Source organism: Modestobacter sp. URMC 112 (assembly GCF_053502575.1).
In genome coordinates, this window is record NZ_CP199957.1 from 4272940 (window position 1) to 4297583 (window position 24644).

19 protein-coding genes are annotated in these 24644 nt (G+C 75.6%); 14 read left to right on the plus strand and 5 right to left on the minus strand.

What is annotated here, in order from left to right:
• Positions 1 to 27: 27 nt before the first annotated feature.
• Positions 28 to 1446 carry an MFS transporter gene (locus ACWIX6_RS20370; RefSeq protein WP_448614257.1) on the minus strand — a complete coding sequence of 473 codons (1419 nt, stop codon included), beginning with the start codon at positions 1444 to 1446 and terminating at the stop codon, positions 28 to 30.
• A complete protein-coding gene (pdxH, locus tag ACWIX6_RS20375; protein ID WP_448614258.1) occupies positions 1443 to 2090 on the minus strand; it encodes a pyridoxamine 5'-phosphate oxidase in 648 nt (215 codons plus the stop codon). The genes ACWIX6_RS20370 and pdxH overlap by 4 nt, the downstream gene beginning before the upstream one ends.
• 160 nt (positions 2091 to 2250) lie before the next feature.
• On the opposite strand from pdxH, the gene ACWIX6_RS20380 reads away from it, so the two are divergent.
• The 11 genes from ACWIX6_RS20380 to ACWIX6_RS20430 all read left to right on the plus strand — a co-directional run bounded on the left by ACWIX6_RS20380 (position 2251) and on the right by ACWIX6_RS20430 (position 14122).
• On the plus strand, positions 2251 to 3384 hold the full coding sequence (locus ACWIX6_RS20380; RefSeq protein ID WP_448614259.1) for a citrate synthase 2: 1134 nt from the start codon (positions 2251 to 2253) through the stop codon (positions 3382 to 3384).
• An 80-nt stretch (positions 3385 to 3464) separates the two neighbouring features.
• Positions 3465 to 4580: a phosphoserine transaminase gene (serC, locus tag ACWIX6_RS20385; protein ID WP_448614260.1), complete on the plus strand. Its 1116-nt coding sequence runs from the start codon at positions 3465 to 3467 to the stop codon at positions 4578 to 4580.
• A 120-nt stretch (positions 4581 to 4700) separates the two neighbouring features.
• Complete coding sequence (locus tag ACWIX6_RS20390; RefSeq protein WP_448614261.1) at positions 4701 to 6020, plus strand: inositol-3-phosphate synthase; 1320 nt, start codon at positions 4701 to 4703, stop codon at positions 6018 to 6020.
• The gene (locus ACWIX6_RS20395; protein ID WP_448614262.1) at positions 6017 to 6922 is read left to right on the plus strand and encodes a hypothetical protein; all 906 of its coding nucleotides are present in this window, start codon (positions 6017 to 6019) and stop codon (positions 6920 to 6922) included. Before ACWIX6_RS20390 ends, ACWIX6_RS20395 begins: the two co-directional genes overlap by 4 nt.
• 84 nt (positions 6923 to 7006) lie before the next feature.
• Positions 7007 to 8020: a class I SAM-dependent methyltransferase gene (locus ACWIX6_RS20400; RefSeq protein ID WP_448614263.1), complete on the plus strand. Its 1014-nt coding sequence runs from the start codon at positions 7007 to 7009 to the stop codon at positions 8018 to 8020.
• Positions 8017 to 9021 (plus strand): Gfo/Idh/MocA family protein, encoded by a 1005-nt coding sequence (locus ACWIX6_RS20405; RefSeq protein WP_448614264.1) that lies wholly within the window; start codon positions 8017 to 8019, stop codon positions 9019 to 9021. Before ACWIX6_RS20400 ends, ACWIX6_RS20405 begins: the two co-directional genes overlap by 4 nt.
• Positions 9018 to 9902, plus strand: coding sequence for an MBL fold metallo-hydrolase (locus ACWIX6_RS20410; RefSeq protein ID WP_448614265.1), 885 nt, complete (start codon positions 9018 to 9020; stop codon positions 9900 to 9902). Before ACWIX6_RS20405 ends, ACWIX6_RS20410 begins: the two co-directional genes overlap by 4 nt.
• Positions 9899 to 11362 (plus strand): YcaO-like family protein, encoded by a 1464-nt coding sequence (locus ACWIX6_RS20415; protein WP_448614266.1) that lies wholly within the window; start codon positions 9899 to 9901, stop codon positions 11360 to 11362. The genes ACWIX6_RS20410 and ACWIX6_RS20415 overlap by 4 nt, the downstream gene beginning before the upstream one ends.
• Complete coding sequence (locus ACWIX6_RS20420; RefSeq protein WP_448614267.1) at positions 11359 to 12192, plus strand: sugar phosphate isomerase/epimerase family protein; 834 nt, start codon at positions 11359 to 11361, stop codon at positions 12190 to 12192. The genes ACWIX6_RS20415 and ACWIX6_RS20420 overlap by 4 nt, the downstream gene beginning before the upstream one ends.
• Positions 12193 to 12203: 11 nt before the next feature.
• Positions 12204 to 13397: a glycosyltransferase family 4 protein gene (locus tag ACWIX6_RS20425; RefSeq protein WP_448614268.1), complete on the plus strand. Its 1194-nt coding sequence runs from the start codon at positions 12204 to 12206 to the stop codon at positions 13395 to 13397.
• The gene (locus ACWIX6_RS20430; RefSeq protein WP_448614269.1) at positions 13397 to 14122 is read left to right on the plus strand and encodes a PIG-L deacetylase family protein; all 726 of its coding nucleotides are present in this window, start codon (positions 13397 to 13399) and stop codon (positions 14120 to 14122) included. The genes ACWIX6_RS20425 and ACWIX6_RS20430 overlap by 1 nt, the downstream gene beginning before the upstream one ends.
• A gap of 54 nt (positions 14123 to 14176) precedes the next feature.
• Here ACWIX6_RS20430 and ACWIX6_RS20435 read toward each other — a convergent pair whose 3' ends face one another.
• The 3 genes from ACWIX6_RS20435 to ACWIX6_RS20445 all read right to left on the minus strand — a co-directional run bounded on the left by ACWIX6_RS20435 (position 14177) and on the right by ACWIX6_RS20445 (position 19455).
• Positions 14177 to 15667 (minus strand): circularly permuted type 2 ATP-grasp protein, encoded by a 1491-nt coding sequence (locus tag ACWIX6_RS20435; protein ID WP_448614270.1) that lies wholly within the window; start codon positions 15665 to 15667, stop codon positions 14177 to 14179.
• Positions 15668 to 15728: 61 nt separating this feature from the next.
• A complete protein-coding gene (locus ACWIX6_RS20440; RefSeq protein ID WP_448614271.1) occupies positions 15729 to 17585 on the minus strand; it encodes a S9 family peptidase in 1857 nt (618 codons plus the stop codon).
• Positions 17586 to 17670: 85 nt separating this feature from the next.
• Positions 17671 to 19455: an N-acetylglutaminylglutamine amidotransferase gene (locus tag ACWIX6_RS20445; protein WP_448614272.1), complete on the minus strand. Its 1785-nt coding sequence runs from the start codon at positions 19453 to 19455 to the stop codon at positions 17671 to 17673.
• A gap of 278 nt (positions 19456 to 19733) precedes the next feature.
• Here ACWIX6_RS20445 and sepH point away from each other — a divergent pair, with 278 nt between their 5' ends.
• The 3 genes from sepH to ACWIX6_RS20460 all read left to right on the plus strand — a co-directional run bounded on the left by sepH (position 19734) and on the right by ACWIX6_RS20460 (position 24535).
• Positions 19734 to 20711, plus strand: coding sequence for a septation protein SepH (gene sepH, locus ACWIX6_RS20450; RefSeq protein ID WP_448614273.1), 978 nt, complete (start codon positions 19734 to 19736; stop codon positions 20709 to 20711).
• 153 nt (positions 20712 to 20864) lie between these two features.
• Entirely contained in the window at positions 20865 to 22664 is a 1800-nt protein-coding gene (locus ACWIX6_RS20455) for an ABC transporter ATP-binding protein (RefSeq protein ID WP_448614274.1), read from the plus strand.
• Positions 22661 to 24535 carry an ABC transporter ATP-binding protein gene (locus ACWIX6_RS20460; protein ID WP_448614275.1) on the plus strand — a complete coding sequence of 625 codons (1875 nt, stop codon included), beginning with the start codon at positions 22661 to 22663 and terminating at the stop codon, positions 24533 to 24535. The genes ACWIX6_RS20455 and ACWIX6_RS20460 overlap by 4 nt, the downstream gene beginning before the upstream one ends.
• Positions 24536 to 24644 lie beyond the last annotated feature (109 nt).

Here is a 24644-nt window from a genome sequence, read left to right on the forward strand (position 1 = left end):
CGACACCCCGGCGACCGCCGTCCCGGGTCAGTCGCTGCTGATCCGGCGGCGGGCCTGCTCGGCCACCTCCTCGGCACGCGAGGCGCGGAAGAGCCAGAACGACGGGACGGCGACGGCGACCACCGCCATGGCCACAACGATCACCACCCCGCCGGAGACCATGGCCGCCGGGACACCGAAGCTGCTGGCCACCACCCCGGCGCGCAGGTCGCCCAGCCGGGGCCCGCCGGCCACGACGACGATGAAGACCCCCTGCATGCGCCCGCGCATCTCGTCCGGTGCCGCGGTCTGCAGCATCGAGGAGCGCAGCACCGCGCTGACCATGTCCCCGGCCCCGGCCACCGCCAGGCAGAGGACCGCCAGCCACAACGTCGAGGCCAGCCCGAAACCGATGATCGCCACGCCCCAGACCGCGATCGCGGCCAGCACGACCGCCCCCTGCCGGTCGACCCGGCTCACCCAGCCCGACGTCAGCCCCATCAGCAGCGACCCGATCGAGATCCCCGCGAACAGCCAGCCCAGGCTGTTCGCGTCCCCGGCGTAGGTGGTCTGGGACAGTTCCGGAAAGACCGCCTGCGGCCAGGCGAAGAGCATCGCGATGACGTCCACGACGAAGGTCATCAGCAGCACCGGCTGGGTGCGCAGGAAGCCGAACCCCTCCCACACGCCGCGGACCGCGCGGCCCAGGTGCAGCGGCTGGGCGCCGCCGCCCGGGGGCAGTGGCGGCAGCCCGCGGAGGAGGAACACCGCCGCGACGAAGCCGAGCGCGTCGACGACGTAGGTGATGGACAGGTCGCCCAGCCCGATCAGCAGGCCGGCGAGCAGCGGGCCGACGATCACCCCGGCCTGCCGCACCGTCATCGCCAGCGCGTTGGCCGCGGCGACCCCCTCGGTGCCCACCAGCGCCGGGATGACGGCGCTGCGGGCCGGCTGGTTGACCGCCGCGAACCCCGAGACGGCGGCCGCGAGCACCCACAGCACCACGAGGTTCCCCTCGCCGGGCAGCAGCGCCTGCACCGCCAGCAGCGCGCTGGTCACCGCCGCGCCGGCCGACGTCACCACCATCAGCGTGCGGCGGTCCATGGCGTCCGCGATCGCCCCGCCGAGCAGGCCGAACACGACCAGCGGGACCAGCGCCACGATCGAGGTCAGGCCGACCATCAGCGAGGAGCCGGTCAGCTGGTAGACCTGGTACGGGACGGCGACCAGCGTCATCTGCTGGCCCAGCATGGTCACCGCGACCCCGCCGAACACCCGCCGGTAGGCCCGGTTGCGCAACGGCGTGGTGTCGATCGCCCAGCCGCGGCGGCGTCCCGCCGGCTGCGGCTCCTCGACCGGCCCGCCGCCCTCGACGGGGTCGACCGGGCTCGGTGACGGGCTGGAACGGCCCCGTCGCAGGGGCCCACGGCGAGCTTGCGAGTCGTGGGGGGCGACGGGGTCCTTCATGGGGCGAGCCGCTGCACGACCCAGCCCCCGCCTTCCTCGTCGTCGCGGACGAACCGCAGCCGGTCGTGCAGCCGGTCGTGGCCGCCCTGCCAGAACTCCACCGCCGCGGGCATCACGCGGTACCCACCCCATGCCTCCGGCCGGGGGACCGGTCCCGGCGGGGTCAGCTCGTCCAGCAGCCGGACCCGCTCGACCAGCTCCTCCCGGGAGTCCACGACGGTCGACTGCAGCGACGCCGCGGCGGCCAGCTGCGACCCGCGCGGCCGGGGCGCCCACAGCGCGTCGGAGGCGGTGGGCCCGATCCGCTCCACCCCGCCGGTCACCCGCACCGACCGCTGCAGCGCGTGCCACGGGAAGACCAGCGCGGCACGGGGGTTGACCGCCAGCTGCGCCGCCTTCGCCGAGGCGTAGCTCGTGCCGAACACGAAGCCGCCGGCGTCGTAGCCCTTCATCAGCACGACCCGCGCGTCGGGCGCCCCGTCGGCGTCCGCCGTCGCGACGACCATCGCGTTCGGCTCGGGGAGCTCGGCGGCGACCGCGTCGGCGAACCAGCGGTCGAACTGCTCCAGCCAGGTGCCGGCCAGCGTGTCCTCGGCGAGCCCCCGGTCCTCGTAGTCCCTGCGCATGCGGGTCAGGTCGGGCACGCCGCCATGCTGTCACCGCCGGAGCACCCGGCCGACGCCGGCCGGTCGCGGCGCCCGCCCCCGCACCGCCCGGCTGCACCGGCCAGGAGCGGTGCGCCTAAGTTGGCGGCTGTCGTGCGCAGGGTGGCGCCGACCGTGACCGCGCACAGAGGAGACTCCCATGGCCGACGACTTCGTACCGGGCCTGGAGGGCGTCGTCGCCTTCGAGACGACCATCGCCGAACCGGACAAGGACGGCGGCGCGCTGCGCTACCGGGGCGTGGACATCGAGGACCTGGTCGGCACGGTGACCTTCGGCGACGTGTGGGCGCTGCTGGTCGACGGCCGGTTCGGCTCCGGGCTCCCGCCGGCCGAGCCGTTCCCCATCCCGGTGCACACCGGCGACGTCCGGGTCGACGTGCAGGCCGCGCTGGCGATGCTCACCCCGATCTGGGGCTACCGCCCGCTGCTGGACATCAGCACCGACGAGGCCCGTGACGAGCTGGCCCGGGCCGCGGTCATGGCGCTGTCCTACGTGGCCCAGTCCGCCCGGGGCATCGGCATCCCGGCCATCCCGCAGAAGCGGGTCGACCAGGCGTCCTCGATCGTCGAGCGCTTCATGGTCCGCTGGCGCGGCGACCCCGACCCGCGCCACGTGGCCGCCGTCGACGCCTACTGGACGTCGGCCGCGGAGCACGGCATGAACGCCTCCACGTTCACCGCCCGGGTGATCGCCTCCACCGGCGCCGACGTCGCCGCCTCGCTGTCCGGGGCCATCGGCGCCATGTCCGGACCGCTGCACGGCGGCGCGCCCTCCCGCGTGCTGCACATGCTCGACGGCGTCGAGGAGACCGGGGACGCCGACCGGTACGTGAAGGACCTGCTGGACCGGGGCGACCGACTGATGGGCTTCGGTCACCGGGTCTACCGCGCCGAGGACCCCCGAGCCCGGGTGCTGCGCCGGGCCGCCGAGGAGCTGTCCGCCCCGCGGTTCGAGGCCGCCCGCGCGCTGGAGCAGGCCGCGCTGAAGGAGCTGCGCGAGCGCCGTCCCGACCGGCCGATCGAGACCAACGTCGAGTTCTGGGCCGCGATCGTGCTGGACTTCGCCGAGGTGCCCAGCCACATGTTCACCTCGATGTTCACCTGCGCCCGCACCGCCGGCTGGTGCGCGCACATCCTGGAGCAGAAGGAGACCGGCCGGCTGGTGCGCCCCTCGGCGCGCTACATCGGGCCCGACCCCCGCAAGCCCGAGGACGTCGAGGGCTGGGACACCATCGCCACCAAGGCGATCACCGACGCCGCCCCTGCCACTTAGACGAAGGACCCCCCTGCCCCCACCACTCGCAGGCTCGCGGCGGGGCCCTGCAGCGGGGCCGCAAAGCCAAAGGACACGCCATGAGCACCACCATCCCGACCGACCTGCTGCCCCGGGACGGGCGCTTCGGGTGCGGCCCGTCGAAGGTCCGCCCCGAGGCGCTGGCCGCCCTGGCCGGCCCCGGCGCGGAGCTGATGGGCACCTCGCACCGCCAGGCACCGGTGAAGCGGCTGGTCAGGCGGGTCCGCGAGGGGCTCACCCAGCTCTTCGACCTCCCCGACGGGTACGAGGTGGTGCTGGGCAACGGCGGGACGACGGCGTTCTGGGACGCCGCGACCATCGGGCTGATCCGCAGCCGCAGCGCGCACGGCAGCTACGGCGAGTTCTCCGCGAAGTTCGCCGGCGGGGTCGCCGAGGCGCCGTTCCTCGAGAGCCCGGTGGTCGCCACGGCGGCCCCGGGGTCGCTGGCGCTGCCGGCCGGTGAGCCCGGGGTGGACGTCTACGGCTGGGCGCACAACGAGACCTCGACCGGCGTCATGGCGCCCGTCGTCCGTCCCTCGGGCGCCGACGACGACGCCCTGGTGCTCATCGACGCCACCTCCGGGGCCGGCGGGCTGCCGGTCGACGTCCGGGAGAGCGACGTCTACTACTTCGCGCCGCAGAAGTCCTTCGCCAGCGACGGCGGCCTGTGGATCGCCCTGATGTCGCCGGGTGCGCTGGCCCGGGTGGCCGAGATCAAGGCGTCGGACCGGTGGATCCCCGGGTTCCTGGACCTGTCCATCGCGGTGGACAACTCCTCGAAGGACCAGACCTACAACACCCCGGCGGTCGCCACGCTGTTCCTGCTGGCCGACCAGGTCGACTGGATGCTGGGCCTGGGCGGGCTGTCCGGGGCCGTCGGCCGTAGCCGGGAGTCCTCCTCCCGGCTCTACGACTGGGCGGAGAAGACCCCTTGGACCTCGCCGTTCGTGACCGACCCGGCGCAGCGGTCCCTGGTCGTGGGCACGGTCGACTTCGACGACTCCGTGGACGCCGCCGCGGTCGCGACGGTGCTGCGGGCGAACGGCGTGGTGGACGTGGAGCCCTACCGGAAGCTGGGCCGCAACCAGCTCCGGGTGGGCATGTTCCCCGCCGTCGACCCGGACGACGTCAGCGCCCTGACCGCCTGCATCGAGCACGTGGTGGCCGAGCTCTAGGGGTTCGGCGACGCACGTCATGATCGTGCGTCACCTTCCGATCGCGCAACGGCGCCAGCCGTGTGAGGGTCGATGCAGCGGCCCGGGAGACGTCCGGGCCCCCAGCGTCGAGGAGCCCCTGTGCCCCAGTCACCACGCCGCGTCGGAGCAGCCATCGTCGGGCTCGGAGGTGCGGTGGCGACCACCGCGGTCGCCGGGCTCGAACTGCTGCGGCTCGGCGCCGTCGCCCCCGACGGCCTCCCCCTCGCCGGCCTGACCGTCGGCGACGTCCCGGTCGAGCAGGCCACCGGCCTGGTCCCCTACGACGCCCTGGTGGTCGGCGGCTGGGACCTCGACGGGTCCGACCTGTACAAGGCCGCCGAGCAGCACGCCGTGCTCGACGCCCGCCAGCTCCAGCAGGCAGAGCCGGTGCTGTCGGGCCTGTCCCCGTGGCCGGCTGCCGGCGACGCGGACTTCTGCCGCAACGTCACCGGCGGGAACGTCGTGCTGGCGGAGGGCCGCCGCGCCCAGGCCGACACCGTCCGGGCCGACCTGCGCCGGTTCCGGGAGGAGCAGCAGCTGGACGGGCTGGTCCTGCTCAACCTGGCCTCGACCGAGCGCTGGCCCGACCCGGCCGCGGCCGCCCTGCAGACGCCCGAGGCCTTCGAGGCCGGGCTGGACGCCGACGACCGGGCGATCACCCCCTCGATGGTCTACGCCTACGCGGCCATCCGGGAGGGCGTCGGGTACGCCAACTTCACGCCGTCGCTGTCCGCCGACGTGCCGGCCCTCGTGCAGCTGGCCGAACGGCACGGCGTGCCTATCGCCGGCAAGGACGGCAAGACCGGCCAGACCATGATGAAGACGGTGCTGGCGCCGGCCTTCCGCAGCCGGGCGCTGACCGTCGAGGGCTGGTACTCCACCAACATCCTGGGCAACCGGGACGGGCTGGCGCTGGACGACCCGTCCTCGCTGGAGAGCAAGCTGCAGACCAAGGGCAAGGTGCTGGACTCGATCCTGGGTTACCCGGTCGAGGACCACGTCGTCCGGATCGACTACTACCGGCCGCGGGGCGACCAGAAGGAGGCCTGGGACGCCATCGACCTGGTCGGCTTCCTCGGTCAGCGGATGCAGCTGAAGGTGGACTTCCAGTGCCGGGACTCCATCCTCGCCGCCCCGCTCGCACTCGAGATCGTCCGGCTGGTCGACCTGGCCCAGCAGCGCGGCGAGGGCGGCGTGCAGCGGCAGCTCGGCTGGTTCTTCAAGGCGCCGATGACCGCCGACGGCAGCACGCCCGAGCACGCCCTGCACCGGCAGGAGTCCGTCCTGATGGACTGGCTGGCCGCGGGCGCCGTCAGCGCACCTCCGCCGAACACGGTGGCCGACCTCCCCGACCCGGGCGACGAGGGCACCACCGACGGGGCTCCCGCCCAGGGCGGCGCCCTCCCCGGCCGCCGGTGACGGTCACCACCGGGCTGGCCGGCCTGGCGGCTCTGCGCCCGCTGCTCGCCGAGATCGGCGACGCGAAGCGGGTCCGGACGGCGGCCGCCCCCGGCTCACTGGCCGAGCAGGCGTTCGGCCGGGCCTGGGCGCGCCTGGTCGCCGGCGAGGACACCGAGCAGGTGGCCCTGTCCGAGACCGCCGCGGCGGTGGCCCGCGCCCGGCTGGCCGGCATCGACGCCGAGGTGCTGACCACGGCCGGGCTCTCCCCCGACGCGGCACAGGCCGTGCTGGGGCGCGCCTTCGTCGAGGTCGCCGGGGCGCTGGACCAGGACCTGGCGGACCGGCTGCGGCAGGCGCTGCCCGCGGTCCGGTCGGCCGGGCAGCCGCCGGCCCTGGCGGCGGCGCTCAACGCCCAGCCCCGGGCCGGCGCGACCAGCCCCGGCAAGGCGCGGGTGATGGTGGAGCCGCCGGAGAGCCACGGCGACCACTGCCTCACCGTGGCCGTCTACGGGTGCCTGCTCGCACCGGTCGTCGGCGCGGACCCGGTGACCCCGTTCCTGGTCGGCCTGGCCCACCACCTGCACAACGTCGTCCTCCCCGACGCCGGGTTCGCCGGGGAGGTGCTCCTCGGCGACGCCCTGGCGCAGGTGTTCGTCACCCTGGAGGACCGGGAGCTCGCGGCGCTGCCCGCGCCCCTGGCCGCCCGCCTGCGGGAGGTGCTCGTGCTCCGGGCCGACGCGGTCGCCCCGGCCGCCCAGGCGTTCCACGCCGCCGACGTCCTGGACCGGGTGCTGCAGGTCCACCACCACGCCCGGGCCGCCGCGTTCACCGCCGGGCAGGCGCTGGACGACCTGGAACTGGTGCACGCCGGTCCGGTGCAGGGGTTCCACCTCGACGTGCTCGCCGCGGCCGGGCTGTGAGCTGACAGGCACGTGGGCATCGCAGCGAGGAACGAGCGAGGAGCGGAGCATGCCGCGGGAGCGGACCACGACACCGTGACCGCGGTGGCGACCGTGCCGGTGGTCGACGGCATCCCGTTCGCGCGCGCCGGGCGGGAGGAGCTCGCCGCCGAGGTGGCCGGCCTGCTCGCCCACGGCGAGACCGACTGCGCCCGGGTGCTGTTGCTCGCCGACGCCGACGACTGGTGGACCGAGCCGCCGCCGCCGGCCGAGCAGCTCGCCCGGGTGCCCGCCGCCACGTCCCTGCGCGAGGCCATGCACCTGCTGGGCATGGGCCGGGTCGCCGACTACTTCACCCACCGGTGGTCCGACCCCACCCACCTGGCCGCCCTGGCGCTGCTGCAGCAGCACTGGCCCGGCGGCCGACCGGTCGTCGACGTGGCCTGCGGCACCGGCGCCCAGCTCCGCGAGCTGTCCCGCCGCGGCGTGCGCGACCTCCTCGGGCTGGACGTCGTCTGGGCCAAGCTGTGGCTGGCCCAGCGCTTCGTCTGCCCCGGCGCCCGCTACGTGTGCGCCGACCTGACCGCGCTCCCCAACCTGCAGGTCACCCGGCCGGCGTACGTGACCTGTCACGACGCCTTCTACTTCGTCCGCGACAAGCCGGCTGCGGCGGCCGCCCTGCGGGCGCTGGCCGGTCCGGGCGGGACCGTCGTCGTCGGACACGCCCACGTGGCCGACCCGCACGGGGAGCCGTCGACCCCCGAGGAGTACGCCGCGGTGCTCGACGCCCGGGTGCTCTACGACGACGAGGAGCTGACCCGGGCGCTGCTCGAGGGTCGCGCTCCCCGCCCCGCGCCGGCCGCGGAGCTGACCGGCAGCGAGGCGGTCGGCCTGGTGGCCGGGGACCTCCGCGGCCCCGCGCCGGTGGACCTCGGCCGGCCGCTCGGGCCGCTGCGACCCAACCCGCTCTACGTCGACGGCGTGCTCCGCTGGCCCAGCGAGCGGTACGCCGCCGAGTACGGCCCGCGCTCGGGGCACCTGCCGGCCCGCTGGCCGGACCCGCTGCCCGCGGATGCGGCCCGCCGGCGGCTGCTCGTCGACCTGCCGGAGCAGTGGTGACCGGGGTCGGTTGGGGGGTGGCGGGCTGCGGCTGGGTGGCCCGCGACCATGCCGTCCCCGGGCTGCTGCAGGTGCCCGGCGCCCGGGTGGTCGCCCTGCACGACCGCGACCCGGCCGCTCTGGCGCGGATGCCCGTCGAGGCACCGCGGACCCCCGACCTCGCCGCGTTCCTCGCCACCCCGGGGCTCGACGCCGTCTACGTGGCCGTGCCCAACTCCACGCACCGGGAGCTGGTCGAGGCCGCGGCCGCCGCCGGGGTCGCCGTGCTCTGCGAGAAGCCGCTGGCCGCCGACGTCGCCGACGCGGAGGCCACGGTCGCCGCCGCCGACCGCGCCGGGGTGCTGCTGGGCACCGCGTACGACCAGCGCTGGCACCCGGCCCACGTGCGGCTGCGCGAGCTGCTGCCCGAGCTCGGCACCGTCACCGCCGTCCGGGTCGTCTACTGCTGCTGGCTGCCGGCCGACTGGTCCCCCGACGGCCGGCCGCACGACAACTGGCGGGTCGACCGCGCCCGGGCCGGCGGCGGCGCCGCCATCGACCTGGCGCCGCACGGCCTCGACCTGGCCGGCGTGCTGCTGGGTGAGGACGTCGTCGAGCTGTCCGCGCTGCTGCAGACCCGGGTGCAGGACTACCCGGTCGACGACGGCGCGCTGCTGGCCGGCCGCACCGCAGGGGGCGTGCTGGTCGACCTGCACGTGGCCTACAACTGCCCCGACGCACTCCCCCGCCGCCGGCTGGAGGTGGTCGGCACCCGGGGCATGGCGGTGGCTGTGGACACCATGGGGCAGACCGCCGGCGGGTCCCTGACGCTGTTCCGGCCCGACCCGGTCGACGTCCCGTTCGCCGGCACCGACCCCTTCACCGCGCAGTTCGCCGGCTTCGGCGCCGCCGTCACCGGCGCCACCGCCTGGCCGTACCCGGCCGAGCGGGACCTCGCGCTGCACCGCCTGCTCGTGCAGGCCCTGGACACCGCCACCGACCGCACCGGAGTCGCCTCGTGACCTCCCCCAGCACCAACCCCTACCGCGGGCTGCTGCCCGACCTGCCCGCCTTCGCCTGCACCAACTGCGGGCACTGGCAGCGCTGGCCGGCCCCCGGGCCGCAGGTGTGCCCGGTCTGCGCGGACGTGCGCAACGCGCTGCCCGAGCACGGCTTCGAGTTCGTCACCGCCAAGCAGGCCGACGAGCTGGTGACCGGCTTCTGGCGGCCCACCGCCGTCCCCGGGGTCACCGAGTTCGGCACCGAGCCACGCTTCGGGCTGGACAGCCGCGGGTGGGTGATCGAGACCGACGCCGGGCTGGTCGGCTTCGAGTGCGCCCCCTGGTACACCGCGGAGATGCTGGCCGAGCTGCGCCGGATGGCGTCGGCCTCCGGCGGCCTCGACGTGCTGGCGTCCAGCCACGTGCACGGCTACGGCGCCCTGTGGCAGCTGCAGCTCGAGCTCGAGCCGCGGGTGGTCTGCGTCGGGGTGCGGGACCTCGAGTGGACCAAGGCCTTCCGGGTGACCTGGCCGGCCGACGACGTCCTGGAGCTGGCGCCCGGCCTGACCCTGCACCGCACCGGCGGGCACTTCCCCGGGCACTCCGTGCTGCACGACCGCCGCCGCGACGTGCTGTTCTGCGGCGACTCGCTGAAGGTCGACCTGGACGCCGACGGCGCCCCCGTCGGGTTGAGCGCGCACAAGGCCTTCCACGCCCAGATCCCGCTGTCGCACGGCGAGCTGCGCGAGTACCTGGCGGTGGTCGCCGAGCTGGAGTTCGGCACCGTGGCCACGCCGTTCGAGCTGGTGCCCGGGGTGACCACCGACCACGTCGTCCACCTCGTGCAGCGGCTGCTGTCCGGGCCGCCGGACGCCGCACCGGTCCCGCTGGCGGAGCTGTGAGCACCCCGTCCCAGCGGTACCTGGACTCCTTCCCCGCCGGGGTCGAGGAGTTCGCCATCGAGGGCCTGGACGTCCTGGACGTGCCGCTGCACAGCGCGTTCCTGTCCTCCTCGCCGGCGCACCCCGGCGGCAGCGGCCTGGGCTACGGCGCCACCCGCGAGGAGGCCCGCACCGGCGCGCTCGGCGAGATGGCGGAGATGGCGCTGTCCGTCCGCGCCCACCAGGACCTGCCCCGGGTGCAGGGCTCCTACCGCGCGCTGGCCCGCGAGCGCGGCCGGGACCGGGTACAGGACCCGCGCACGCTGTGCCTGGAGGCCGGCAGCCGCTACGACGACGACCGGGTGCTGCAGTGGCTGCCGATGACCCGCACCCGGGACGGCGAGTCGGTCCTCGTGCCCGCCGAGCTGGTCGCGTCCGCCCCGGAGGAGCTCACCGGTGACCCGCCGCCCGGCGGCTGGCTGACCACGGTGATCACCAACGGGCAGGGCGCGGCCTTCGACGCCGACCGGGCGGTCACCCACGCCCTGCTGGAGGTGCTCCAGCGGGACGGTAACGCCACCACCTTCCGGGCGCTGGACCAGGGCGTGGTGCTCGACCTGGCCGGCCTGTGCGATCCCGACGCGCTGGCGCTGCTCGACCGGCTCGACGCCGCCGGGATCGACGTGCTGGTGAAGCTGGCCGGCACCGGGTTCGGCGTCGTCGACGTCTACGCCGTCGGCTGCTCCCGGGACGGCTCCGAGCCCACGCCGATGATGGTCACCGCCTGCGGCGAGGCCGCCTCCCCGGACCGGGACGCCGCCGTCCGCAAGGCGCTGCACGAGTTCGCCGCCGCCCGCAGCCGCAAGGCGTTCATGCACGGACCGCTGGACGCCGTGGCGGCCGCGACCCCGCCCGGCTACCTCGACCAGTGGCTGCGCGGGCACCCGCCGGAGCGGATGGTCGAGGAGGACCGGGCTCTGCAGGCCATGCTGGCGTGGACCCGGATGGGCACCGACCGGCTGGTGGACCTGCTGCGGGACAGCGTCCTGTCGCACCGCAGCACCGTCGCGTTCACCGACCTGCCCACCGGCGGGGACGTCGACGTCGTCGCCGCCATGGGCAGCGCAGGGCTGGACGTGCTCGTCGACCTGCAGCCCTCGCAGGGCGAGGCGGTCGCGGCCAAGGTGCTGGTGCCCGGGCTGGAGGTCGAGACGATGTCCTACGGCCGGATCGGCGAGCGCGGCGTCCGGCGGCTGCTGGACCGCGGCGAGGGCCCCGGCGCCGGGCTCGTCGCCGTCGGCGCGGACCCGGGCGGCTGGGCGCGGGTGCACCTCACCGCCGAGGCCGAGGAGCGGCTCGGCGGCCCGGCCTGGTTCGACCGGGCCGGCGCCGACCGCGCGGTCGGGGAGCTGTACGCCCTGTACCGGGAACCCGGCCGGCACGTCGCGGCGCTGGCGGCGGTGGCCGGAGGCACGGCATGACCGCGTTGCGGTACGCCTACAACACCAACGGCCTGACCTCCCACCGGCTGGACGACGCGCTGTCCTTCCTGGCCGACACCGGCTACGCGGGGGTGGCCCTTACCCTCGACGTGCACCACCTGGACCCCTTCGCCCCGGACGCCTTCGACCAGGCCCAGCGGGTCCGGGCCCGCTGCGACGAGCTCGGCCTGGGCGTGGTGGTGGAGACCGGGGCGCGCTTCCTGCTCGACCCGCGGGTCAAGCACGAGCCGACCCTGGTCAACCCCACACCCGAGGGCCGGGCCCGGCGGCTGGCCTACCTGCGGCTGGCCTGCGACCTGGCCGGCGTGCTGCAGGCCGAGGCGGTCAGCTTCTGGGCCGGCGTGCCGCAGCCCGGGGTCGACCGCGAGCAGGCCCGGCAGTGGCTGGTGGACGGCGTCCGGGCGCTGGTGGACAGCCACGGCGGGCGGCCCTACGCGCTGGCGGTCGAGCCGGAGCCGGGCATGCTCGTCGAGGACGCCGACGACTGGGCCGCGCTCGCCGCCGAGGTGCCCGGCCTGACCCTGGCGCTGGACACCGGCCACTGCGTGGTCAGCGGGCGCCATTCCCCCGAGGAAGCGGTGGCCGCGTTCGCTCCGCACCTGGGGACGGTCGCCGTGGAGGGGATGCGCCGCGGGGTGCACGACCACCTGCCCCTCGACGAGGGCGACGTCGACCTGCCCGCGGTGCTGGCGGCGCTGCGGACCGCGGGCTACGACCGGCTGGTCACCCTCGAGCTGTCCCGGGACGGCCACCGCGCGCACCAGATGGTGCCGCGTTCCCTCGAGCTGCTCCGGGAGGCCGAGCGGTGAGGATCTGCTTCGTGAGCCGCCGGTACTGGCCGGCGGTGAGCGGGATGAGCGTGTACGCGGAGAACCTGCTGCGCGAGCTGGTCGCCCTGGGGCACGACGTCACGCTGGTCAGCCAGTACCGGGACGACGAGGCCGGCACCCGGGTCTATGGCGGCGGCCCGCCGCCGGCCGACCGGGTGCCCGCCGGGGTGCGGGTGGTGGCCCGGCCCAGTCGCGGCGAGACGGTGGTGCCGGCCGACTTCGAGGCCGACGTCGCCGACCTGGTGCGCACCGTGGTGGACCTGCACGGCGAGCGGCCCTTCGACGTGCTGCACGCCCAGTACGGCTACCCCCCGGGGCTGGCGGTGCTGCTGGCCTCCCGGGAGACCGGGCTGCCCACCGTGGTCAGCATCCAGGGCGGCGACGGGCACTGGGTGGGCACCTGCTGCGACACCCACGCCGAGGCGATGCGCACCGTGCTCGACCGCGCCAGCGCGGTGCTGATCGGCAGCGCCAGCTTCCGCGACGAGGTGGTCGGCAACCTGGGCACCGACCCGGCGCGCTTCCGGATCGTCCCGGGCGCCACCGACACCGGCCGCTTCACGCCGGCCGGCCGGCCGCTGGGCAGCCTGGCCGACCCGCCGGTCCTGCTGTTCCACGGCCGGGTCGACCGGCGCAAGGGCGTGCTCGACCTCCTGGAGGCACTGCCGGACGGCGTCCGGCTGGTGGTCTCCGGCATCGGCCCGGACCTCGACGAGGCTAGGGCACGGGCCGACGGACGGACGACCTTCCTGGGGTACGTGCCCCCGGACCGGGCGCCGGAGGTCTACCGGTCGGCCGACGTCTTCGTCAGCCCCACCTACAGCGAGGGGTTCAGCAACACGCTGCTGGAGGCGATGGCCAGCGGGCTGCCGACGGTCAGCACCGACAGCGTCGGCGTCGTCGACTGCCTGCGGCACGAGGAGAACGGCCTGCTGCACGCCCCCGGCGACGTCGCCGGCCTGTCGGCCGCGCTGGACCGGGTGCTGTCCGACGCGCCGCTGCGCACCCGGCTGGCGACGACCGCGCTGGAGGAGGTGCGCCGGCTGTACTCCTGGCCGGTGCTGGCCGCCGCGATCGACCGGGTCTACACCGAGCTGGCCGGCACGGCCCCGGACCTGGACTGGACGCCACCCACCCACGTCGACCCGGGCTGCCGCTTCCGCGCCGCGGCGCACCTGCTCTGATGCGCGTGCTCGCGGTCAGCCCGCACCTGGACGACGCGGCGTTCTCCGCCGGGGCGACGCTGGCCGCCCTCGCCGACGCCGGGCACGAGGTCACCGTGCTCACCTGCTTCACCCGCAGCGTCCCGGACCCGACCGGCTTCGCGCTGGCCTGCCAGCTGGACAAGGGCCTGCCCGCCGAGGCCGACTACATGGCGCTGCGCCGCGCGGAGAACGACGCGGCGCTGGCCGAGCTGGGCGCGATCCCGGTGGACCTCGACCTGCCCGAGGCACCGCACCGCGGCTACACCAGCGCCGCGGACCTGTTCGGCGGGGTGCACCCGGACGACGACGTCTGGCGCGAGGTCGCCGACCGGCTGGCCGGGCTGACCGCGGACCTGTGGCTGGCCCCGCAGGCGCTGGGCGCGCACGTCGACCACCTCCAGGTGCTGCGTGCGGTCGCCGCCCTGGACCGGCCGGTGCTGTGGTGGCGGGACTCCCCCTACGTGCTGCGGCAGCCCGACGCGGTGGCCGGGGAGGCGCTGCCGAGCGGTCTGGCGCCGGTGCGGCTGCCCCAGCGCGCGGACCGGCGGGCCGACGCCTGCGCCCGCTACCGCACCCAGCTGGGCTTCCAGTTCGGCGGGGAGGGACCGATGCGCGCCGCGCTGGCCGACCTGCCCGAGGTGCTGCTGGCCGGGCCGGCGGCGCGGGCGGTGCTGTCCGCGGCCGGGATGGCAGTTCCGGCCTGACCAGGCGGGTGGCGAGGCTCAGGTCCTCCTGGCGGGGGGCAGGACGGTCCTTCCTCAGGCGCCCGGGACCCAGGTGTCCTTGCTGCCGCCGCCGCGGCTGGAGCTGACCAGCAGCGACCCCTCCTCCAGGGCCACCCGGGTCAGCGGCGCCGGCAGCACCCGGGTGCTGCCGGCCCCGGCGACCGCGAACACGCGCAGGTCGGCGTGCCGCGGGGCGATGACCCCGTCGACGACGGTCGGCACGGTGGTGAAGTCGACCGGTTCCTGGGCGACGAAGCGGTGCGGGGTGGCGGCGACCTCAGCCTGCAGCTCGGCGAGCTCCGCGGTCGAGCACTGCGGGCCGAACACCACGCCCTGCCCGCCGTAGCCGTCGACCGGCTTGACGACCAGCTCGTGCAGCCGCCCGCGGACCGCGGCGAGGTCGGCGTCGTCGGCCAGCAGCCAGGTCGGGACCGTGGCCAGCACCGGTTCCTCGCCCAGGTAGTGCCGGATCATCTCCGGGACGTACCGGTAGGTGGCCTTGTCGTCGGCCACCCCGTTGCCCGGGACGTTGGCCAGCGCCAGCTGCCCGGCCCGCACCGCCTCCCCCAGCAGGACGTCGACCGGGGTGCCGCTGGGCGTCAGGTGCGAGGCCAGGTCGGCCTCGTCGAAGCGCCGGTAGAGCACGTGCACCGGCACCCGCTCGCCGCCGACCTGCGCGGCCACCCCGCCCGAGGGCGCGGGCCACAGGTCGTCGGGGGTGACGACGGGGACGCCCATCGCCTCCGCCAGCAGCCGGTGCTCGAACCAGGCGGTGTTGTGCGGCCCGTCGCTGAGCAGCCCCACCTGGGGTGGCCCGTCGCAGCGCGGTGGAGCGGCTTCCACGAGGGCCGCGCGGAGCAGGTCGACGGCCTCGTGCGGGTCGGCCAGCCCGGCGGCGTGCCGGCCGGTGTGCAGCTCGGGGGCCGCCGTGCGGGAGCTGTCCCGGTTGCTGATGGCGTACCCGATCCCCGAGGGCACCCGCAGGTTGTCCTCGAGCACCACCCAGCCGTCGCGGCCGCGGAGCAGGTCCAGGCCGGCCACGGTGATCCGGGCCTGGCCGGACCAGGCCATCCCGACCGCGCCGGACCGCAGTCCCGGACTGGCCGAGACGATCCAGGAGGGCATGACCCCGGCCCGCACGATCCCGGGGTCCCGCTCGGCGTCGGTGCGCCGCCGTCCGGCCGGCCGGTAGACGTCGTCGAGGAACGCGTTGAGCGCGCGGGTGCGCTGCTCCACGCCGCGGGCCAGCTGCGCCCACTCGTCGCCGGGCACCACCCGCGGCACCGGGCACAGCGGGAAGGGACGCTCCTGGAGGCGGCCGTCGACGTAGGTCCCGAACACGACCCCGCGGGACCGGCGCTCCCGGGCGATGTCCCCGGTGACCGCGGCCAGGCCGACGGCGCCGAGCTCCTCCAGCCACCGGGCGACCGGCTCGTACCCCGGGCGGACGTGGCCGTCGGGGTCGACCGCCTCGTCGACGGTTGATCCCGGATATCGGGCGAAGAGCCCGGCGGTGTCGGTCATGGCTGCCTCACGACCGCCGATCGAACCACCGGCCACCACCTCGCAGCACTGCGGACCACGCTCACAACCACCGATCGAACCAGTCGGTCACCCGTTCGGTGAGGTGCACCAGGTTGGCCCGGCCGACGACAGTGTGTCCCTCGCCGGGGAGCAGCAACAGCTCCACCGGCGCACCCAGCGCGGCGAGGGCCTGGTGCGCCTGCACCGACTCCAGCACCGGCACGTTGGTGTCCCGGTCGCCGTGCGCCAGCAGCACCGGCGCGCGCACCTGGTCCAGCGCCGTCATGGGCGAGATCGCCGCGAGCATGTCCCGGTCGGTGACCGGGTCGCCGTACTCGGTGACCGAGGCCGCGGCCATCCACGGCTCGGTGCCGGCGAAGAAGGTGCGCAGGTCGCTCATCCCCGCCAGCGACACCCCGGCGGCGAACAGGTCGGGCCACCGGGTGAGGGCCACCAGGGTGAGGTACCCGCCGTAGGACCAGCCGTGCGCGCCGACCCGGCCGGGCCGGGCGACGCCGGACTCCTCGAGGAAGCGCACGGTGGCCGGCACGTCGGCGAAGGACGCCTCCCGGTCCGCGCCGTCGTCGGCGGACTGGAAGGCCCGCCCGCGCCCACCGGAGCCGCGCACGTTCGGCGCGAAGACGGTGAGCCCGGCGGCGACCAGGGACTGGGCGACCGGCGAGAACGCCGGCCGCTCCTGTCCCTCCGGGCCGCCGTGGAAGCTGACCACGGTGCGGTTGGGCCCGACGACGCCCGGCGGGGTGTACAGCCAGCCGTCCAGCTCGGTGCCGTCGTCGGCGCGGTAGCACCGGCGGACCGGGGTCACCATCAGGTGCGGGTCCGGGCGGTGCGGGGTCGAGGGCAGCGCGGCCGGCTCGGCGCCCTCCAGCGGCAGCTGCCACAGCGAGCGCGGCTCGGCGGGGCCGGTGAGCTCGGCCAGCAGCGCCGTGCCGTCGCCGGACAGCGACCAGCCGGGCATCACCGGCAACGGCAGCGGGACGGCGCGGACCAGCGCGCCGTCGGCCAGGTCGCGGACCTCCAGCTCGGTGACGCCGCCGGCGTTCCACACGCACACCGCCGTCCCGTCGGCGCGCACCGCGTAGGCGTCGAGGTCGGCGTCGGGACGGCGGACGAGCACCCGCCCGGGCAGCGGGACGCCGCCGTCGCCGAGCGGGACGTGCACCAGCCCGGTGCGGTCGCTGCCCGGGACGCCGGGCAGCTCGGGCAGCGACGCGCGCAGGAAGACCGAGTGCCCGCCGGGCCCGAACCGGCCGTCCTCGGACGCCGAGCCGCCCGGGGCGCCCAGCGGCAGCACCCGCCGCTGCATGCCGGTGGCCACGTCGACGAGCACCACGTGCCGGTGGCCGCGCGGCCCGCGCCGGGCCAGCAGCCGCTGCTCACCAGGGGCCACCGACGTCACGGCGAGGAAGCCGCCGCGGGCCAGCGTGCGCTGGGCGCCGCTGACCACGTCGACCAGGACGACGTCGGCGTCCGGCCCGTCCCCGGGGGCGATGGAGCAGACGTAGTGGTCGGCGACCGACGTCCACCCGCCGGCGAACACAGTGGCCCGCGGGTCCTCTCCGGCCACCAGGTGCCGGTCGGTCCCGTCGGGGCGGACGGCGTGCAGCTGGGCGCAGATCGAGCCGCCGGGGCTGACCAGGTAGGCCAGCCACGTGCCGTCAGGGGACCAGGCGACCGAGACGACCTCCTCGTCGGGCCCGGACAGCACCGCGGGCGGGGTCTGCTGGTCGAGGGTGGCGACCTCCAGCCGCGGCAGGCCGGACCGGTCGGAGACGTAGGCGATCCGGTCGCCACCCGGCGACAGCGCCGGGCACCAGGCGCCGGCGGCGCCGGCGATCTCGGCGATGGCGAGCCGGACGCCGGTGGGCAGGCCCCCGGTGCGCAGGGCGTCGGTCATCTCACCTCCTCGGGGCGGGGTCCCGGTGCGGGACGGTCGGGTCAGCCATCGGCGGACGCCGGGCCGGGACTGACCGGCGCAGGGGTCAGCGGATCCCGTGCCGCTGCAGCCACAGCTCCAGCAGCCCGACCTGCCACAGCTGGTTGGAGCCCAGTGTGGTGCGCGCGGTGTTGGGGTCGGCCAGCAACCGGTCGGTGTACTCCGTGCGGAACAGTCCCCGCTCGCGGGCCTCGGGGGCGTGCAGCGCCGCGCGCACCGTCTCCAGGTACTCGCCGTGCAGGTCGATGATCGCCGGCACCGGGAAGTAGCCCTTGGGCCGGTCGATGACGTGCGCCGGGATCACCTTGCGGGCGGCGTCCTTGAGCACGCCCTTCCCGTCGTGCATCAGCTTCAGCTCCGGCGGGACGGCGGCCACCAGCTCGACGAACTCGTGGTCCAGGAACGGCACCCGGGCCTCCAGTCCCCAGGCCATCGTCATGTTGTCCACCCGCTTGACCGGGTCGTCGACCAGCATGATCGTCGAGTCCAGCCGCAGGGCGCGGTCCAGCGTGGTGTCCGCGCCGGGGCGGGCGAAGTGCTCGGCGACGAACGCCCGGCTGACGTCCTCGGTGACCGTCCACCGGTCGGTCAGGATCCGGGCCAGCTCGTCGTGCGGCCGGTCGACGAAGACGCTCGCGTAGGCGTCGACGGCGCGCTCCACCGGGACGCCGTCCAGCGGCGGGTACCAGTCGTAGCCGGCCAGCACCTCGTCGGCGCCCTGCCCGCTCTGCACCACCTTGACGTGCTGGCTGACCTGCTGGGCGAGCAGGTAGAAGGCCACCGCGTCGTGGCTGACCATCGGCTCGGACATCGCGCCGATGGCGCCGTCCAGGCCCGCGTGCACCTCGGCGGTGGGCACCAGCAGCCGGTGGTGGTCGGTGCCGAAGGTCTCGGCGACCACGTCGGAGTAGGCGAACTCGTCACCCGACCGCTCGCCGACCGCCTCGAACCCGATGGAGAAGGTGGCCAGGTCGCGCTGCCCCTCCTCGGCGAGCAGTCCCACCACCAGGCTGGAGTCCAGGCCGCCGGACAGCAGTACGCCGACCGGGACGTCGGCGACCATCCGGCGCCGCACCGCCACCCGCAGCGACTCCAGCACCCGCTCCTGCCACTCGACGGGGTGCAGGTCGGCGAGGTCGGCGCGGCGCTCGTGCACCGGCCGCCAGTACTCCCAGTCGGACTCGGAGCCGTCGGGCTCGTAGGTGCGCACCGTCGCCGGCGGCAACTTGCCGACCCCGGCCAGGATCGTGCGCGGGGCCGGCACGACGGAGTGGAAGGACATGTAGTGGTGCAGCGCGACCGGGTCGATGTCGGTGTCCACGCCGCCGGCGCGGACGAGTGCCGGCAGCGACGAGGCGAACCGGACCCGCCCCGGAGCGCGGGTCACGTACAGCGGCTTGATGCCCAGCCGGTCCCGGCCCAGCACCACCCGGCCGGTGGCCCGCTCGACCACGGCGAAGGCGAACATGCCGAGGAACCGCTCGACGCAGGCGGCGCCCCAGCGGTGGTAGGCCTTGAGCACCACCTCGGTGTCGGAGGTGGAGAAGAACCGGTACCCGGCGGCCTGCAGCTCGGCCCGCAGCTCGCGGTAGTTGTAGACGATGCCGTTGAAGACGACGGTGAGCCCCAGCTCGGGGTCAACCATCGGCTGGGCGCCGGCGTCGCTGAGGTCGATGATCTTCAGTCGCCGGTGCCCGAGGGCCACCGGCCCGGACTGCCACTCCCCCGAGCCGTCCGGTCCCCGCCGGGACAGCTGGTCGCACATGGCGGCGACCGCCGCGACGTCCGCGATGCCGCCGTCGAACCTGACCTCACCCGAGATGCCGCACACGCGAGCCCCCTCCTGTCCGGGGAGCGCTGCCGCCCCCGGCACCTGTCCCACCATGCCCGCCGGGTGTTTCGGGCACATGACCCCGGGGGCCGCGCCCGCACCGGGTCGCCCACTCTGGCACGCCCCCCACGCGGCAGCGACCGGACGGTCACCGTCCGAGTTCCCCCGGCCGGCGCCCCACCCGGGCGTGTCTACGGGTGGGGCTGGTGTTGCGCGGATAGCCTCGCGTGACTGGTCCGCTCCCCCGGACCTCCCCTATCCCGCTGGAGGACGCCCTCATGCGCTCCCTGCGCCTCGTGGCCCTCTCCGACGACGGCAAGCACCTGGTGCTGGCACCCGACGGGCCGGACGCCCCCGACCCCGCCGACCGGTTCCTGGTGCCGATCGACGACCGGCTCCGGGCCGCGGCGCGCGGCGACGGGAACCGGGTCACCCAGATCGAGGTGGCCGACTCGCTGCCGCCGCGCGTGATCCAGGCCCGCATCCGGGCCGGGGAGACCCCCGAGCAGGTCGCCGGCGCCTCGGGCACCTCCGTCGAGCGGATCATGCGGTTCGCCCACCCGGTGCTGCAGGAGCGCACCCGGGTCGCCGAGCAGGCCCGCGAGGCCCGGGTCCGGCTGTCGGAGGGCACCCCCTCGGTGCCGCTGGAGCAGTTCATGTCCGACCGGCTCCGGCTGCTCGGCGCGGACCTGGACGCCGTCCGCTGGGACGCCCACCGCAGCGACGACGGCACCTGGCAGGTGCAGGCCGCCTGGCGGGCCGGCCACAAGTCCGGGACCACGCTGTGGAGCTTCGACCTGCCGGCCCGCACGGTGACCCCGGTGGACGCCGCGACCGCGGACTTCGCCGAGGGCACCCGGCTGGTGCGCGTCGTCCCGGACGTGCCGGCCGGCACGCCGCCGGTCGACCCGCGGCGCCCCATCTCCGTGGTCCGCTCCCCCGGCAACGCACCCGCCCAGGAGCCGGCGCACGCCGACCGGGACGACGAGCGGCCCGCGGAGGACGTGCGGGTCGACCCCGTCCCCGCCGACGCGGTGCCGCAGGACGCGGAGCCGCAGGACGCCGGCCGTGCCGCGGCCGGGCGGGACACCGGCGCCGCGGACGGCGCGCACTCCGACGGCGCGGACGACGGGGACGACCTGGCCACCCGGGACACCGTCGTGCTGGGCCGGCTCGGCGACCCCGAGACCGAGGACCCCCGCGCCCGCATCCCGGCCTGGGAGGACATCGTCTTCGGGGTCCGCCGGCACCGCTGAAGCAGAAGGACCTCCCTGCCCCCCGCCACTCGCGAGCTCGCGGCGGGACCCTGCAGGGAGGCCGAACGAGTGTGCGGCGGGCCCTTGGTGGGCTGCCACCCCCGGCGTAAATCGTTAGTCCGTGTCAGCACCCCGGCATAGCCTGCGGAGGCCATGACCGAGGACCTCCCCCATCCCGACGCCGGCCGCGGCCGGCTGTCGGCGCTGGCCCGGCTGTGGCCCTTCGCCCGCCCCTACCGGGGGCTGATCGCACTGACCTTCGTCGGGGCGCTGCTGGCCACGCTGGCCCAGCTCGTCGTCCCGCTGGTCGCCGCGGAGGTCGTGGACGGGCCGATCGCGTCGGGCGACCGCGCGGGCCTGGTCCCGCTGCTGGCCCTCGCGCTGGTGTTCGGCACCGCCGAGGCGGCGATGTTCTTCCTGCGCCGCTGGGCGATGAACCACAGCAGCCTGCGGATCGAGCGGGACCTGCGCGACACCCTGTACCAGCGGCTGCAGCGCCTGCCGGTGTCCTTCCACGAGAACTGGTCCTCGGGTCAGCTGCTCTCCCGGGCCACCACCGACGTGTCCACCGTCCGCCGCTTCGTCGGCTTCGGCGCGGTCTTCCTGGTGGTCAACCTGGTCACCTGCGCCGTCGTCGGGGTGCTGCTGGTGGTCATCCACTGGCCGCTGGGGCTGGCCGTGCTCGCGACGAGCATCCCGCTCGTCGTCCTCGGGCTGCGGATGGAACGCCGCTACAACACCGAGTCCCGGGCGGTGCAGGACGAGCAGGGCGAGCTGGCCACCGACGTCGAGGAGGCCGTCCAGGGCATCCGGGTGGTCAAGTCCCTCGGCCGCAGCCCGCTGGTGTTCGCCCGCTACGACCGCAAGGCCGTCCGGCTGCGGGACCTGGAGCTGTCCCGGGTGCGCACCCTGGCCCTGATCTGGTGCCTGTTCGAGTTCCACCCGCAGATCACCCTGGCCGTGGTGCTGGTCGGCGGGGCGTTCGCGGTCAGCAGCGGCGCCCTGACCGTCGGCGGGCTGGTCGGGTTCGTCGCGCTGTTCACCGTGCTGCTGTGGCCGATCATGTCGCTGGGGTTCCTGCTCGCCCAGGCCCAGGAGACGGCGAGCGCCTGCGACCGGATCGGCGAGCTGCTCGACGCCCCGATGACGGTCGCCGACCGTCCCGGGGTGACCCCGCAGCCGGTCGGCCGCCCCGCCCGGCTGCGCTTCGAGTCGGTGCGCTTCCGCTTCCCCGGCGCCGGGGACCCGGTCCTGGACGGCGTCGACCTCGACCTCGCCCCGGGCGAGACCGTGGCCCTGGTGGGCGCCACCGGTTCGGGCAAGACCACCCTCACCTCGCTGGTGGGGCGGCTGCACGACGTGACCGGCGGGCGGGTGACGCTGGACGGGCACGACGTCCGCGACCTGCCGCTGGCCCAGCTGCGCAGCGTGGTCGCGGTCGCCTTCGAGGAGGCCACGCTGTTCTCGATGAGCGTCCGGGAGAACCTGACCCTGGGCCGCCCGGACGCAGGCGAGGAGCAGGTCGCCGAGGCGCTGCGGGTCGCCCAGGCCGGGTTCGTCCACGAGCTGCCCTGGGGCCTGGACACCCGGATCGGCGAGCAGGGCCTGTCGCTGTCCGGCGGCCAGCGCCAGCGGCTGGCGCTGGCCCGGGCGGTGCTCGGACGGCCGTCGGTGCTGGTGCTGGACGACCCGCTGTCCGCGCTGGACGTGCACACCGAGGCCCTGGTCGAGCAGGCGCTGCGCGACGTGCTCGCCGGCACCACTGCCCTCGTCGTCGCCCACCGGGCGTCCACCGTGCTGCTCGCCGACCGGGTGGCCCTGCTCCAGCACGGGCGGATCACCGCGGTCGGCCGGCACAGCGACCTGCTGGCCGAGGTGCCGGACTACCGGGCGCTGCTGTCCTCGGAGTCGGAGCTGGCCGGCGCGGCCGGGCACGCGGAGGTGGGTCGATGAGCACCACGGTCCCGTCCGGTCCCCCGGCCGCGCCTGCCACCGTCCCGGAGGACGCCGGCTGGCGGGGTGTCGCCACCGAGGACGACGACGACCTGTCGGCCTCGGCCAGCTCGTTCCTCCGCGGCCGCTCCCGGCGGCTGCTCGGCGAGCTGCTGCGCCCGCACCGGCGGGCGCTGTGGGCGCTGCTGGTCACCATCACCGTGCAGAACGCCGCCTGGCTGGCCGGGCCGTACCTGGTCGGGGTGGGCATCGACCTCGCCGTGCCCGCGCTGCTGGGCGCCCCGGGCCGGCCGCCGGACCCCTGGCCGCTGGTCTGGGTCACCGCGGCCATGGTCGCGGCCGCCCTGGTCGACACCGGGCTGCGCTACGTCTTCCTGATCGGCTCGGGGCGGGTCGGCCAGGCGGTGCTGCTCACGCTGCGCCGCCGGGTGTTCCGGCACGTGCAGCAGCTGCCGCTCTCCTTCCACGAGCGCTACACCTCCGGCAAGACGATCAGCCGGCTGACCAGCGACGTGGAGGCCCTCGCCGAGCTGCTCGAGGAGGGCCTGGACGGGCTGCTGGCCGCGCTGTTCAGCGTGACCGCCATCGGCATCGTGCTCGTCGTGCTCGACCCGCCGCTGGGGCTGGTCGCGCTGCTGGGCTTCCCCCTGCTGTTCCTGCTCGGCCGCTGGTTCCAGCGCAGGTCGACGGTCGCCTACCGGCGCACCCGGCAGACGATCGCCGCGCTGATCGTGCAGTTCACCGAGACCTTCGGCGGCATCCGGGCGGTGCAGGCCTTCCGCCGGGAGCCCCGCAACGACGAGCTGCACGCCGAGCTGGACGAGGTCAACCGGGAGGCCAACCACCAGGCGTTCTGGCTGATCGCGGTGTTCGTCCCGGCGATCACGATGATCGGCAACCTGGTGACCGTCGCCGTCCTGGGGTACGGCGCGCTCCGCGTGATGGACGGCGACATGGCGGTCGGCGTCCTGGTGTCCTTCCTGCTCTACGTGCGCCGCTTCTTCGACCCGCTGCAGGACATCGCGATGTTCTACAACAGCTACCAGTCGGCCGGCGCCGCGCTGGAGAAGCTGTCGGGGGTGCTCGAGGAGACCTCGGTGGTGCCCGAGCCGGCCGACCCGCTGCCCCTGCCGGCCGCCCGGGGCGAGCTGGTGTTCGACCGGGTGCGCTTCGGCTACGGCGCGGCCACCGTGCTGCCCCGGCTCGACCTCACCGTCCCGGCCGGGCAGACCGTGGCGCTGGTCGGCGCGACCGGGGCGGGGAAGTCCACGCTCGCCCGGCTGGCCGCCCGCTTCTACGACCCGCAGGAGGGCCAGGTCCGGCTGGACGGCGTGCCGCTGGACCGGCTGGCCGACGCCGACCTGCGCCGGGCGGTGGTCATGGTGACCCAGGAGAGCTTCCTGTTCTCCGGGTCGATCGCGGACAACATCGCCTTCGGCCGGCCCGACGCCGGTCGGGCGGAGGTCGAGGCCGCCGCCCGGGCGATCGGCGCCCACCCCTTCATCGCCGGGCTGCCCGAGGGCTACGACACCGACGTCCGCAAGCGGGGCGGCCGGCTGTCGGCCGGCCAGCGACAGCTGGTCAGCTTCGCGCGGGCGTTCCTGGCCGACCCCGCCGTCCTGGTGCTCGACGAGGCGACCAGCTCCCTCGACGTGCCCAGCGAGCGGCTGGTCCAGCGGGCGCTGCAGACGCTGCTCGCCGACCGGACCGCGCTGATCATCGCGCACCGGCTGTCCACGGTGGAGTTCGCCGACCGGGTGTTGGTCATGGACGGCGGCCGGCTGGTCGAGGACGGCTCCCCCGCCGAGCTGCTCGCCGGCACCGGCCGGTTCGCCGACCTGCACCGGGCCTGGGCCGACAGCCTCGTGTGAAAGAGGACCCTCCTGCCCCCCACCCCTCGCGAGCTCGGGGCGGGACCCTGCAGGAGGGCCGAGGAACAGGGTGGGCGGCACAACCGTTCCGGTAGCGACGGGTGCTCTC

Coding starts and splice junctions, on each gene's coding strand:
- ACWIX6_RS20370 (WP_448614257.1), bottom strand. CDS start 1,446: ATGAAGGACCCCGTCGCCCCCCACGACTCGCAAGCTCGCCGTGGGCCC.
- ACWIX6_RS20380 (WP_448614259.1), top strand. CDS start 2,251: ATGGCCGACGACTTCGTACCGGGCCTGGAGGGCGTCGTCGCCTTCGAG.
- serC (WP_448614260.1), top strand. CDS start 3,465: ATGAGCACCACCATCCCGACCGACCTGCTGCCCCGGGACGGGCGCTTC.
- ACWIX6_RS20420 (WP_448614267.1), top strand. CDS start 11,359: ATGACCGCGTTGCGGTACGCCTACAACACCAACGGCCTGACCTCCCAC.
- ACWIX6_RS20430 (WP_448614269.1), top strand. CDS start 13,397: ATGCGCGTGCTCGCGGTCAGCCCGCACCTGGACGACGCGGCGTTCTCC.
- ACWIX6_RS20435 (WP_448614270.1), bottom strand. CDS start 15,667: ATGACCGACACCGCCGGGCTCTTCGCCCGATATCCGGGATCAACCGTC.
- ACWIX6_RS20440 (WP_448614271.1), bottom strand. CDS start 17,585: ATGACCGACGCCCTGCGCACCGGGGGCCTGCCCACCGGCGTCCGGCTC.
- sepH (WP_448614273.1), top strand. CDS start 19,734: ATGCGCTCCCTGCGCCTCGTGGCCCTCTCCGACGACGGCAAGCACCTG.
- ACWIX6_RS20455 (WP_448614274.1), top strand. CDS start 20,865: ATGACCGAGGACCTCCCCCATCCCGACGCCGGCCGCGGCCGGCTGTCG.
- ACWIX6_RS20460 (WP_448614275.1), top strand. CDS start 22,661: ATGAGCACCACGGTCCCGTCCGGTCCCCCGGCCGCGCCTGCCACCGTC.